Source organism: Streptomyces sp. RPA4-2, from assembly GCF_012273515.2.
Lineage (GTDB): Bacteria > Actinomycetota > Actinomycetes > Streptomycetales > Streptomycetaceae > Streptomyces > Streptomyces kaempferi.
Map to the genome: position 1 here is coordinate 6,837,379 of NZ_CP050975.2, position 12,690 is coordinate 6,850,068.

Below are 12,690 nucleotides of genomic sequence, written 5' to 3' on the forward strand. Positions count from 1 at the left end.
GGAACTGGGCCCGCGCGCAGGGAGAGACACCCGTGCGTGGGACCACTGTCCGGTTCGTGCCGCGCGAACGAGCCGGTCCGGGCGCCGGGGCCGGGGTGCGCGTCCGCCGCGGAGCCCGGCGCCCGGGGGCCCTCGGGGCGTGGGAGACTTTCCGTCGTGAGTGCCAATGACCGCCCCGCCGCGGGCCAGCCGCCGACAGCCACGTACGAGTCCGCCTTCCTCAAGGCGTGCAGGCGCGAGCCCGTGCCGCACACCCCGGTGTGGTTCATGCGGCAGGCGGGTCGCTCGCTGCCCGAGTACCTCAAGGTGCGCGAGGGCATTCCGATGCTGGAGTCCTGCATGCGGCCGGAGCTGGTCGCCGAGATCACCCTGCAGCCGGTGCGCCGGCACGACGTGGACGCGGCGATCTACTTCAGCGACATCGTCGTCCCGCTGAAGGCCATCGGCGTCGACCTCGACATCAAGCCGGGCGTCGGCCCGGTCGTCGAGAAGCCGATCCGCACCCGCGCCGACCTGGCGCAGCTGCGCGATCTGACCCCCGACGACGTCTCGTACGTCACCGACGCGATCAAGCTCCTGACGGCCGAGCTGGGCGCGACCCCCCTCATCGGCTTCGCGGGCGCGCCCTTCACCCTCGCGAGCTACCTCGTGGAGGGCGGTCCGTCCAAGAACCACGAGCACACCAAGTCGCTGATGTACGGCGACCCGCAGCTCTGGGCCGACCTGCTCGACCGCCTCGCCGAGATCACCTCCGCCTTCCTCAAGGTGCAGATCGAGGCGGGCGCGAGCGCCGTGCAGCTCTTCGACTCCTGGGTCGGCGCCCTGGCGCCCGCCGACTACCGCCGCTCGGTGATGCCCGCGTCCGCCAAGGTCTTCGAATCCGTGGCCGGGTACGGCGTCCCGCGCATCCACTTCGGCGTCGGCACCGGCGAACTCCTCGGTCTGATGGGGGAGGCGGGCGCGGACGTGGTCGGCGTCGACTGGCGCGTGCCGCTCGACGAGGCCGCACGCCGGGTCGGCCCCGGCAAGGCGCTCCAGGGCAACCTGGACCCGGCCGTCCTCTTCTCGTCCACCGAGGCCGTGGAGACCAAGACCCGCGAGGTGCTCGACGCCGCCGCCGGTCTGGAGGGCCACATCTTCAACCTCGGCCACGGAGTCCTGCCGACCATGGACCCGGACGCGCTGACCCGGCTCGTGGACGACGTCCACACCCGGACGGCGCGCTGACGCCTCACCAGCCGTGCCGCGCCTGTCTGCCCCACAGCAGGCTGCGCGGTTCCGGCGGCGGCGGGGTGCCCCGGCGCAGCGGCCAGGCCAGCAGCATGCCCGCGAGGAAGCCGGCCACATGGGCCTCGTACGCGACGGTTCCGGCGGTGGAGACACCGCCGCCCGACGAGTACACCGCCTGCAGTGCGAACCAGAAGCCGAGCACGAGCCAGGCGGGCAGGCGCAGCGGCAGGAAGACCAGGAACGGCACCAGGACCCACACCCTGGCCCTCGGGTAGAGCACCAGGTAGGCGCCGAGCACCCCGGCGATCGCCCCGGAGGCACCGAGCAGCGGGTCCGCCGAGCTGTCGTTGAGGAGCGCGAAGCCGTATCCGGCCGCGTACCCGCACGCCACGTAGAACAGCGCGAAGCGCACATGTCCCAGGCGGTCCTCGATGTTGTTGCCGAAGATCAGCAGGAAGAGCATGTTGCCGAGCAGGTGCAGCCAACTGCCGTGCAGGAACATCGCGGTGAGCACGGAGAGCGGTGGCGACTTGTCGTAGTCCGGCGCGCTCACCAGGCAGCCGGGCCCGTGTGTGCCGGCCCCGACCTCACCGGTGGGTACGAGCCGGGGCATCTGGTGGTGGATCAACTCCTGCGGCACCGCGGCGTAGTGGTCCAGGAACGCCTGTAGATGGCACAGCTGGGACAGCCCGCTGTCGCCCGCCACCGATCCGGCGAGGCCGGGGGTGTAGAGGAACACCAGGACATTGGCGGCGATCAAGGCGTACGTCACGTAGGGCGTGCCGCGCGCCGGGTTCACGTCATGGACGGGTATGACCACAAGGAAGTAGTGCCCTGGATGCGCCGCGGGTATCCGCACCTCCCCAGGGGGCACGCACGCCGTCACCGGCGGGGCGCGTACCCCGGCTCGCGCTCCTGCCCGTGCCACTGAACGCTGTCGCGCCCTTGTGCGTATGTCTCCTCAACCGCCCGCGCCGCGACGCAGACGTGACGCGAGGAAGACGTGAGGACACAGGCGATGAACGACCGAGTTACTCCTCCGATGCACGCCCTGCCCGACGGTGAGGCGGAGATCGCCCTGGTGGTGCACCTCCCCTGGGAGGACGTGGCCGCGCTCGGCCAGGAGGCCGGACGGCTCGCGGCGCGCCTGCAGCGTCCGGTGACCCTCGACGAGGCCGTGAGCCACCGGCTGCGCTCCGTACGGTCGGCCGCGCACGCGAAGCCGCCCACCGCGCCGCCCGCGGCCGTCACCGCCGCGGGCTCCGTCTCCTCGCTGCCCGCGCGACCGCCGGCCGAACAGGCCCGGCAGGCGATAGACCGCATCAACCAGAACGCCGGTCACGAATCCGCGTAGGCGAGCGACGGGGCGAGGGCACGGCTGATCGCCGAGCGCGCCGCCGGCCGTGCGTGGCCGTGTGTGGCCGGTCGCGCGGTCCCCGCGTCCTTATGCGGCGCTTCGCCGTACCGCCGTGACCGCCTTGCGCGCCGCCACCAGGATCGGGTCCCACACCGGTGAGAACGGCGGGGCGTAGCCCAGGTCCAGGGCCGTCATCTGTTCCACGGTCATGCGCGCGGTCAGCGCCACCGCGGCGATGTCGACGCGCTTCGCGGCGCCCTCGCGGCCGACGATCTGCACGCCGAGCAGCCGTCCGGTGCGGCGCTCCGCGAGCATCTTCACCGTCATCAGGGCCGCGTTCGGGTAGTAGCCCGCGCGGCTGGTCGACTCGATGGTGACGGTCTCGAACTGCAGGCCCGCCCGGCGCGCGTCCTTCTCGCGCAGCCCCGTACGCGCGATCTCCAGGTCGCAGACCTTGCTCACCGCGGTGCCCACCACACCGGGGAAGGTGGCGTATCCGCCGCCCACGTTGCTGCCGATGACCTGCCCGTGCTTGTTGGCGTGGGTGCCCAGCGCGATGTGCCGCTCGCTCCCCGAGACCAGGTCGAGGACCTCGACGCAGTCGCCGCCCGCCCAGATGTTCTCGTGTCCGCGCACCCGCATCGCCAGATCGGTGAGCAGCCCGCCGTGGTCGCCCAGCGGCAGCCCGGCCGCCCTGGCGAGGGTGGTCTCGGGACGCACTCCGATTCCGAGCACCACCACGTCCGCCGGGTACTCCGCGTCCTGCGTGGCGACCGCCCGGACCCCGTCGGCGCCGGTGACGATCCCGGTCACCGTGGCGTCGTCGACCATGGTGATGCCCAGGCCCGACATGGCCCGCCGCACCAGCCGGCCCATGTCCGGGTCGAGCGTGGCCATCGGCTCGGTGCCACGGTTGACGACCGTCACCTCGTATCCGCGGTTGATGAGCGCCTCGGCCATCTCCACGCCGATGTAACCGGCGCCGACGACCACCGCGCGCCGGCCCCGCCTCGCGGCCAGCGTGTCCAGGAGCGCCTGGCCGTCGTCGAGGGTCTGCACCCCGTGCACGCCAGGAGCGTCCATCCCCGGCAGGTCCGGGCGGACCGGACGGGCGCCGGTCGCGATCACGAGCTTGTCGTACGACGTCCACGCCTCCGCCCCGGACTCCAGGTCCCGCGAGCGCACCCGGGCGCCCGCGACATCGATCTCCGTGACCTCGGTGCGCATCCGCAGGTCGATGCCCCGCTCCCGGTGCTCCCGCGGGGAGCGCGCGATCAGCCGGTCCGGCCCGGAAACGTCGCCGCCCACCCAGTACGGGATGCCGCAGGCCGAGTAGGAGGTGAAGTGGCCGCGCTCGAACGCCACGATCTCCAGCTCGTCCGGGCCCCGCATCCGGCGCGCCTGCGACGCGGCGGACATGCCCGCCGCGTCGCCGCCGATGACGACCAGCCGCTCCGTCGCCCCACCGGTCCCGCCTGTGCTGCCGGTGACGTTCGTCGCGCTCGTACGGTTCATACTCATGCGAACACGCTACGGGGGCCCGCCATTTCAGGCGTCCTTGCCACCCTCCCCGCGCACCGGCGGCGCCGCCGGAAGCGAACCCGCGCCCGACGCGGCCGGTGCCGACGGCTGACGGCGCGGCAGCCGGGAACGTCCGAACCGCAGCCACAGCACCACGAGCACCGCCGCGCAGACGGCGAACGGGAGCACCGCGCCCAACACCATCGCGATCCAGCGCAGCGTCGTGACGAACGCGTCCCAGCCACCCGCGAGGGCGTCCACGAAGCCGGGCTCCCCGGCCTTCGCCGCGGCCTTCCGCACGGGCGTCTCGGAGAGCGACAGCGTGATGGTGGCCAGGCTGGTGCGGTCCTTCAGCGACGACTGCCGGGCGAGCAGCGCCTCCAGGTCGGACTCGCGGCTGCTCAGTTCCCCTTCCAGGGCGACCACGTCGCTGAGCTTGGCCGCCCGGTCCATCAGCCCGCGGACCCGGGCCACACTGGCGCGCTGCGACTTGATACGGCTCTCCACGTCGACGACCTGGTCGGTGACGTCCTGCGCCTTGGCCGTCCGCTCCAGGATCTTCCCCGCACCGCCCAGATCGGCGAGCACCTGGTCGTAGCGGTCCGTGGGCACCCGCAGCACGACACGGGTGCGTTCGTGGCCCCCGCCGTCCCGGGTGGTCGTCTCGTCACCGACGAAGCCGCCCGCCCCGGTGGCCGTGACCCGGGCCTCGTCCAGGGCCCTGGGGACGTCCTTGACCTGCACGGTCAGGAACGCGGTACGGATGATGCCGCTCGTCTCCAGTCTGGGCGCGGCGGCGGAACGGGAGCCGCCCGCGCCCGAGGCGGCGCTGTCCGAGGCGGCACCGTCCGCGGTTCCGGGCACCGCCTCCTTGGCACCCGGGCCGGCCTTCTGGTCCCCCGACGCCGCCTTGTCGCTGCTCGAGCCACCGTCACCGGCGGCGCCACAGCCGGCCAGCGCGAGGGAGGAGACGAGCAGGACCCCGGCCAGGGCCCGGCCGGTTCGTGCGCGGCGTACCGAACGTGGTGTGTGCATGTGGGCGTACCCCCGGGTCTCGCGACGGATGCTGTCTCTTCGACGCCGGGACCCGGCAGGACGTTGGGGTACTCCGGTCCCGATGAGGTCACGGTCGGGACTCGCGCCGGACACCGGGGCCCGGCGGACGCCCCCGCGGGGTCTGAGAAAGTGGACGCATGCGCGCACAGGACAGTCGTACGGGTACGGGGCACGTCGTCGTCATCGGGGGCGGGATCGCCGGTCTGGCCGCCGCCCACCGTCTCCTCGACCGCGGCGCCCGGGTGACCGTCCTGGAGGCCTCCGGCCGCGTCGGCGGCAAGCTGCTGCCCGGCGAGATCGCGGGCGCCCGCGTCGACCTCGGCGCCGAGTCGATGCTCGCCCGGCGCCCCGAGGCGGTCGCGCTCGCCCGCGAGGTGGGGCTCGCCGACCGCCTCCAGCCCCCCGCCACCGCGACCGCCTCCCTGTGGACCCGCGGCGCCCTGCGGCCCATGCCCAAGGGACACGTCATGGGCGTCCCCGGCACCGCCGCCGCCCTCCACGGAGTCCTGTCCGACGAGGGCCTGCGCCGCATCGGGCGCGACACCGAACTGCCCCGCACGGAGATCGGTGACGACGTCGCGGTGGGGGAGTACGTGGCGGCCCGCCTCGGCCGCGAGGTCGTCGACCGGCTGGTCGAGCCCCTGCTCGGCGGTGTCTACGCCGGCGACGCCTATCGCATCTCCCTGCGCGCCGCCGTCCCCCAGCTCTTCGAGGCGGCGCGCACCCACACCTCCCTGACGGAGGCGGTGCGCGCGATCCAGGCCAAGGCCGCCGCACATCAGCAGACCGGCCCGGTGTTCATGGGCATCGAAGGCGGTGTCGGCCAACTCCCGCTCGCGGTCGCCGAGTCGGTGCGCGCGCGGGGTGGCGAGATCGTCACCGGCGCCCCGGTCACGGAGCTGCGCCGGACGCGGGGCACCGGGTCCGGCTGGCGCGTCGTGGCCGGAGACCGTGTGCTGCACACCGACGCCGTCGTCCTCGCCCTGCCCGCCCCGGCCGCCGCCACCCTGCTGCGGGCCGAGGCACCCGCCGCGGCCGGCGAGCTCGCCACCGTCGAGTACGCCTCCATGGCGCTGGTCACCCTCGCCTACCGGCGCGCGGACAGCACCCTCCCCGAGGGGAGCGGCTTCCTGGTCCCGCCCGTCGACGGTCACACCATCAAGGCGTCCACCTTCGCCTCCCGCAAGTGGGGCTGGATCGACGAGGAGAACCCCGGCCTGCTCGTCCTGCGCACCTCCGTGGGCCGGTACGGCGAGAGCGAGGTGCTGGGCCGCGACGACGCCGGCCTCGTCGACGTGTCCCGCCACGACCTGCGCGAGGCCACCGGCCTGACCGCCGAGCCCGTCGCCACCCGCGTCACCCGCTGGGACGACGGCCTCCCGCAGTACCCGGTCGGACACCACACACGGGTGGCCCGGATCCGCGCGCACGTCGCCGGGCTCCCCGGCCTCGCGGTCTGCGGCGCCGCGTACGACGGGGTCGGCATCCCCGCCTGCATCGCGAGCGCGTACGCCGCCGTGGACCAGCTCGGGGGCGAGCGCGCCGGACTGGACGCGCTGATCAGGAACCCGGTGCAGAGCCTGCACGGCGGCGCGGGAGAATAGGCCCATGAGTGACGACGCCCCCGCCAAGATCCCGAACATCGGCAAGAAGGCCAAGGACCTCAACGAGGTCATCCGCTACACCCTGTGGTCCGTCTTCAGGCTGCGCGACGTGCTTCCCGAGGACCGTGCCGGATACGCCGACGAGGTCCAGGAGCTCTTCGACCAGCTCGCCGCCAAGGACGTCACCGTCCGCGGCACGTACGACGTGTCGGGGCTGCGTGCCGACGCGGACCTGATGATCTGGTGGCACGCCGAGACCGCCGACCAGCTCCAGGAGGCGTACAACCTCTTCCGCCGCACCCGGCTCGGCCGCGCCCTGGAGCCGGTCTGGTCGAACATGGCGCTGCACCGCCCGGCCGAGTTCAACCGCTCGCACATCCCGGCGTTCCTCGCCGACGAGACGCCCCGCGACTACATCAGCGTCTACCCGTTCGTACGCTCCTACGACTGGTACCTGCTGCCCGACGAGGACCGCCGGCGCATGCTCGCCGACCACGGCAAGATGGCCCGCGGCTACCCGGACGTGCGCGCCAACACGGTCGCCTCGTTCTCCCTCGGCGACTACGAGTGGATCCTCGCCTTCGAGGCCGACGAGCTGTACCGCATCGTCGACCTCATGCGTCACCTGCGCGCCTCCGAGGCCCGGCTGCACGTCCGCGAGGAGGTCCCGTTCTACACGGGCCGCCGCAAGGACGTCGCCGAACTGGTCGCGGGTCTCGCCTGACCGCTGTCCGGCGCGGGGCCGGGCGGTCTACGAAGCCCGCGCGTCCTTCGCGTGCGGCGCGCGACCGCCCGGCGCCGCCGGCTTCGGCCCGGCCGGCTTCGGTTCCGCGCGCGGCGCGCACTGCGCGTGGAACCCCGGCAGCCGTCCCGTCAGCAGATAGGCGTCGAGATAGGCGTTGACGCACTTGTTGGGGCCGCCGCCGATCCCGTGCGTCCCGGCCCCGTTCTCGGTCACCAGCGCGGAACCGGACAGCCGCCGCTGCAACTCCAGCGCTCCCCCGTACGGCGTGGCCGCGTCCCGCTCGGCCGCCAGGATCAGGGTCGGCGCGAGCACCCCGGGCAGCGTCCGTACGTCGAGGGGCCGCTCCCGGGGCACCGGCCAGTACGCGCAGGGCAGGTTCATCCACACGTTGTCCCAGGTCTCGAACGGCGCCCTGCGCGCCAGCCGGGTGTTGTCGCGGTCCCAGGTGCGCCACTGGGTCGGCCAGGGCGCGTCGTTGCACTCGACCGCCGTGTAGACGGCGCTCGCGTTCTCCGCCCCGACCGACGCCTCCGGACGCGCGGCCTGCTCGATCAGCGGCTTCGGGTCACCCTTCAGATAGGCGGAGAGCGCCAGGGCGCGCCGCGGCCAGTAGCCGTCGTTGTACCCCGCCTCCAGGAACGCGCCCTGCAACTGCGCCGGCCCCACCTTGCCGCCCGCGGGCGACGCGGCGAGCTGCGCCCGCGCCTTCTCGTAGCTGTGCAGCACCTCCTCGGGGGTGGTGCCGAGCCCGTACACCTCGTCGTGCCGGGCGGTCCACGCGCGGAAGTCGGCCCAGCGGCCCTCGAAGGCCGCCGACTGGTCGAGGTTGTTCTCGTACCAGATCTGGCCGGGGGCGGGGTTCACCGCCGAGTCGAAGACCATCCGGCGCACGTGCGAGGGGAAGAGCGTCGCGTAGAGGGCGCCGAAGTAGGTGCCGTACGACGCCCCCATGAAGGTCAGCTTCGGCTCGCCGAGCGCGGCGCGCAGGACGTCGAGGTCGCGGGCGTTGTTGAGCGAGGTGTAGTGCCGGATCGCCTGGCCGGAGCGCTCCAGGCAGCCACGTGCGTACGCCTGCGCCTGCGCGATGCGCTCCTTCTTGTACGACTCCGAGGGATACGTCGGTGACTGCGAGGGCCCCTTCACGGAGCGCTTCGGGTCCTTGCAGGACAGCGGGGCCGAGCGGTCGACCCCGCGCGGGGCGTAGCCCACCAGGTCGTACGCCGCCGCGATCCGCTTCCACTCGGGCAGGGAGCCGAACAGCGGGAAGTACATGCCGGAGGCGCCCGGACCGCCGGGGTTGTAGACCAGGGCGCCCTGCCGCGGCACCTTGTGCTTCGCGTTCCGCGTGTCCTTGCCGGTGGCCCTCGTCCGGCTGACGGTCAGTCGGATCTGCTTGCCGTCGGGGTGCGTGTAGTCGAGCGGCACGTCGACCGTGCCGCAGCGCAGGCCGGCGGGGAGTCCCGTCTCCTTGGAACAGGCCCCGAAGCGGATTCCGGCGGCCGCCGCGCGCGCGGCGGCGACGGCCGTACCGTGCGTCAGGGCCGACGCCGTGAGGCCCGTGGGGTCCGGCAGGGCCGGGGCGCCGCCCGCGGGAGCGCCGGTGAGGGCGGTCAGGAGCAAGGACCCGGCGGTTCCGCAGAGGACGGCAGCTCTCATCGCGTATCCCTTCAGCGCACGGCAGCGACAAAGGGGATGTTTCGTTCGGTGGTGGGCGAAGTAAAGCACCGGGTGCCGGTGTCGGCCGCAATGACTCCTATGCGCCCCCTGGAGCGCCGGTCAGCGCTGCCGGCCGGCCGCCCGGTCGCGGTGCGCGAAGGCCGCGCGCAGATCGGGCTCGCCGACCGCGCGGATGCCCCGCACGGCGACCGAGGTGAGGTACGTGCGGTCGTCCGCGGTGACGTCGGTGTGCCGGGCGAGGGTGCCGAGCAGTCGCTGGCCGGCCGGGGAGGCCCAGCGCGTGTAGGGGTGGACCTCGATGCGGGCGATGGCGAGGCAGCTCAGCGTCAGGATGAGCGGGAGGGTGAACCAGACGGCGACCGGCACGTCGTCGGCGCGCGGCTGAGAGGGCATCAGGACGGCCACGGCGCCGAGCGCGAGGACGGCCGCGGAGGCGGCCTGGACCTGGCGGACGGCGCCCGCGACGGTGGTGCGGGCGCCGTCGGGCACGGCGAGGCCCGCGGCGACGAGACGGTCGGCGAGGCGGCGCACCGAGTCCGCGGCGGCAGTCGTCGCCCGCACGGGCGCTATCCGGGACTGCCCCTCCGGGCCTATGGCTCCGATCACCGAACGCTCCATGTCGTCCCGCCCACGCGGGTCCACGACCGTCGCCCAGCCGGTGTGCGCGAGCAGCAGGCGGCGCTGACGGGCCATGGAGACCAGGGTCAGATCGGCGACCCGGGCCGGGCCGCCGGACAGGAACGCCGCCTCGTAGAGCGTGAGGTGGTGTCCGCGCGCCGCGTCGGCGTCGACCGCCGCGGCCCGTACGGCGGCCAGGCACAGCCGGACGCAGGACGTGCCGGCCGCGGCCCAGGCCAGGAGCAGGAGAAGGACCCAGAACATGGCGTGTTTCTATGCGACCCGGGCACTCCGGCGCCACGGTCTGTTCACGATGTGGACGGAGCGTTGTGGGTCTGTGACGTTCGGGTGCGGCCTCGCGTCCCGGTGCGGTGGCGGAGGGTCAGCTCCTGGCGCGGGAGGCGGCCGGGGGGGAGGGGATAGGCCGCCGACGGGGTGACGGGGACGGGGGTGCCCGGGGAGTCCGTGGGGCCCGGCGGAGCGGGAGAGGCGGTGAGGGGCGGCGCGGCCGTCGCCGCGTCCCGGGCGAGCGCGTCGAAGTCGACGTACCCGGTGGCCTCGAGGACCTTGATGTGGTCGAGCACCGTGGTGTTGGCGTCGTCGGCGAGGTCCCGTACGAGGGAGTTGCGGGTGTTCGCGCGGACCTGGGCGACGACGGCGAAGACCTTGCCATGAGCCCTGCGCAGGAGGTTCGCGAACTTCCGGTCGTAGTCCGTGCCGTGCGCCGTCTCCAGCGTGGCCAGCCAGCCGCGCTGCTGCGCGTTGGGCTGGTTCGGCAGGTCCAGCCCGAGCCGGGCGGCGACGTCGCGGACGCGGGCGTCCAGGAAGGTGTGGCCCTCGACGAGGTGCGCGCCGGCCGTCCGTACGGCCTTGGTGGTGCCGCGTTCCTCGGCCTGCTGACCCGCGGGCAGTTCCCACAGCCCGGCCAGTCTGACCTTGGTGACGAACTCCCGGTCCAGGCCGGACAGCGGACCGAACCGCGTCGGCACGGTCTGGGTGTTCAGGGAGTCCAGACCGGTGCCGGAGCGGTCCGCGTACGACCAGATCGGGAAGATCAGCGCGATGAGGGTCGCCGTGAGGGCGGCGACGACGAGTCCTGTCCCACTGACCAATCCGGTGCGGTCGACGGATCGCATGGTGCCTCCAGTTGCGGCACCGCACGCTGGTGCGCTTCGGGTGCGGGTTGGCATATTACTGCGGGTACTGCGCCAACTTCCGTACGGGAAGAAAGGGTTGACGAGCGGGAGAAATGGCATCGGACGGGACAAGTCGAACGGGGTGCGGATCGGTGGAAAGCCTCGCAAACCCGGCGCGTTGTCCGGTCGGCCGGGGTGCGGTGTTAACCCCGGCACACTCCGGTGGACGGACCGCGCCGGGGTGGGGAGGGCCCGCTCAGTGGCCCAGCAGCACCCGGCGGGTGGCGCGGGCCAGCCGGGCCGTCGGCCGCTGTGAGCGCGGCGCCGGACCGGAGCGCTCCAGCCACCAGTCGCGCAACTGCTGCCGTCCCCGTGGGTCACGCGGGTGCCCGGCGAGCAGCAGGTGCTCGGCGAAGTCCAGTGCGTCGCGCCGGTAGCCGCCGGTCATCGGACGGCCCTGCGCGTATCCGAGGAAGGCGGCCCGGTAGCCGTCGCCGAGCAGCTCGGGCAGCTCCGCCGCCACCTTCGCGACGACATCCGCGCGCTTGGCCGCGAGGGCCCGCGCCTGCACTCCCGTCCGCACCCGGTCGAACCCTTCGGGCACCGGGGTACCCGCGACGAGCGCGGAGAGCAGGGCGGCCTGCGCGAGGGCGAGACGCTGACGGGCCGGAGCGAGGCCGGGGCCGGGGTCGGGTGTGGAAGCGAGGGCGGGGCCGGGGTCGGGTGTGGAAGCGAGGCCGGGGTCGGGGTCGGGTGTGGATGCGAGGCCGGGAGTGGCGGCCGGAGGGGACGCGAGCGCGGGGGCCGGAGGGGGCGTGAGAGCCGGGGCGGTCGTGTCGGACGCGGTAAGCTCCAGCGACGGCTCGCTCGCCGCGGCGCCATACCCTTCACCCGCGTCGTCGCCCCGGCCTCCTCCAGCGTCCCCCTGATCGCCGCCAGTTCCCTCGCCAGCTCCGTAAGCCGCGGGAAAGTTCTCGTCGCGTTCCAGGAGGACCCCCGGTGGGGTCACCCGGGACGCCAGGTCGGCCAGGATGTCGAGGACCGGGCGGGGCACGGGGTGGGCGTGGCTGTCGTGCCAGACGCCGTCGCGTTCGAAGCCGCCGGCGACATGCACGTACGCGATGGCCTCCACGGGGAGTTCGTCGAGGGCCTTGGCCGGGTCCTCGCCGCGGTTGACGTGGTTGGTGTGGAGGTTGGCGACGTCGATGAGCAGCCGTACGCCGGTGCGGTCCGCCAGGTCGTACAGGAACTGCCCCTCGGTCATCTCCTCGCCCGGCCAGCACAGCAGTGCGGCGATGTTCTCCACGGCCAGCGGGACGGGAAGCGCGGCCTGCGCGATCCGGACGTTCTCGCACAGCACGTCCAGCGCGTCCCGGGTGCGCGGAACGGGCAGCAGATGCCCCGCCTCCAGCGACGGCGACGCGGTGAGGGCGCCCCCGGCCCGTACGAACGCGATGTGTTCCGTGACCAGTGGCGCGCCCAGCATCCCGGCGCGCTCGGCGAGGGCGGCGAGGCGCGACTCGTCGGGGCGGTCCGCGCCGCCGAGGCCGAGCGAGACGCCGTGCGGCACCACCGTGACGCCCCGTTCGCGCAGCCGCCGCAGCGACTCGGGAAGGTGCCCGGGGCACAGGTTCTCCGACACGGCCTCGACCCAGTCGATACCGGGCATGTGCTCCACGGCCTCGGCGATCTCCGGCCGCCACCCGATTCCCGTTCCCAGTCGCCCCAGTTGCGTCATGTCCCCTC

Annotated in this window: 11 protein-coding genes; 4 read left to right on the forward strand and 7 right to left on the reverse strand. The window is 73.6% G+C overall.

Features of this window, described 5'->3' with window-relative positions:
- Positions 1-156 precede the first annotated feature (156 nt).
- Positions 157-1,227, forward strand: coding sequence for a uroporphyrinogen decarboxylase (hemE, locus tag HEP85_RS29900; protein ID WP_168530663.1), 1,071 nt, complete (start codon positions 157-159; stop codon positions 1,225-1,227).
- Between the two features lie 4 nt (positions 1,228-1,231).
- Here the strand turns inward: hemE and HEP85_RS29905 are convergent, their stop codons facing one another.
- Complete coding sequence (locus HEP85_RS29905; protein WP_168534157.1) at positions 1,232-2,050, reverse strand: rhomboid family intramembrane serine protease; 819 nt, start codon at positions 2,048-2,050, stop codon at positions 1,232-1,234.
- Between the two features lie 198 nt (positions 2,051-2,248).
- Here HEP85_RS29905 and HEP85_RS29910 point away from each other — a divergent pair, with 198 nt between their 5' ends.
- The gene (locus HEP85_RS29910; protein ID WP_168530664.1) at positions 2,249-2,584 is read left to right on the forward strand and encodes a hypothetical protein; all 336 of its coding nucleotides are present in this window, start codon (positions 2,249-2,251) and stop codon (positions 2,582-2,584) included.
- Between the two features lie 90 nt (positions 2,585-2,674).
- Here HEP85_RS29910 and HEP85_RS29915 read toward each other — a convergent pair whose 3' ends face one another.
- Together HEP85_RS29915 and HEP85_RS29920 are read right to left on the reverse strand one after the other, a co-directional pair.
- The gene (locus HEP85_RS29915; RefSeq protein ID WP_168534159.1) at positions 2,675-4,102 is read right to left on the reverse strand and encodes an FAD-dependent oxidoreductase; all 1,428 of its coding nucleotides are present in this window, start codon (positions 4,100-4,102) and stop codon (positions 2,675-2,677) included.
- A 33-nt stretch (positions 4,103-4,135) separates the two neighbouring features.
- On the reverse strand, positions 4,136-5,143 hold the full coding sequence (locus HEP85_RS29920) for a DUF4349 domain-containing protein (RefSeq protein ID WP_168530665.1): 1,008 nt from the start codon (positions 5,141-5,143) through the stop codon (positions 4,136-4,138).
- Positions 5,144-5,301: 158 nt separating this feature from the next.
- Between HEP85_RS29920 and hemG the strand changes: the two genes are divergently transcribed.
- Both hemG and hemQ read left to right on the forward strand, forming a co-directional pair.
- Positions 5,302-6,768, forward strand: a complete 1,467-nt coding sequence (hemG, locus tag HEP85_RS29925) for a protoporphyrinogen oxidase (protein WP_168530666.1) — start codon at positions 5,302-5,304, stop codon at positions 6,766-6,768.
- 4 nt (positions 6,769-6,772) lie between these two features.
- Entirely contained in the window at positions 6,773-7,492 is a 720-nt protein-coding gene (hemQ, locus tag HEP85_RS29930; protein WP_168530667.1) for a hydrogen peroxide-dependent heme synthase, read from the forward strand.
- A gap of 27 nt (positions 7,493-7,519) precedes the next feature.
- Here the strand turns inward: hemQ and HEP85_RS29935 are convergent, their stop codons facing one another.
- The 4 genes from HEP85_RS29935 to HEP85_RS29950 all read right to left on the reverse strand — a co-directional run bounded on the left by HEP85_RS29935 (position 7,520) and on the right by HEP85_RS29950 (position 12,682).
- Positions 7,520-9,169 carry an alpha/beta hydrolase gene (locus tag HEP85_RS29935; protein WP_329291080.1) on the reverse strand — a complete coding sequence of 550 codons (1,650 nt, stop codon included), beginning with the start codon at positions 9,167-9,169 and terminating at the stop codon, positions 7,520-7,522.
- A 120-nt stretch (positions 9,170-9,289) separates the two neighbouring features.
- On the reverse strand, positions 9,290-10,072 hold the full coding sequence (locus tag HEP85_RS29940) for a TIGR04222 domain-containing membrane protein (RefSeq protein ID WP_329291082.1): 783 nt from the start codon (positions 10,070-10,072) through the stop codon (positions 9,290-9,292).
- Positions 10,073-10,116: 44 nt separating this feature from the next.
- A complete protein-coding gene (locus HEP85_RS29945; RefSeq protein WP_369657897.1) occupies positions 10,117-10,944 on the reverse strand; it encodes a DUF4142 domain-containing protein in 828 nt (275 codons plus the stop codon).
- Between the two features lie 256 nt (positions 10,945-11,200).
- Positions 11,201-12,682 (reverse strand): DUF692 domain-containing protein, encoded by a 1,482-nt coding sequence (locus tag HEP85_RS29950; protein ID WP_369657898.1) that lies wholly within the window; start codon positions 12,680-12,682, stop codon positions 11,201-11,203.
- Positions 12,683-12,690: the final 8 nt, after the last annotated feature.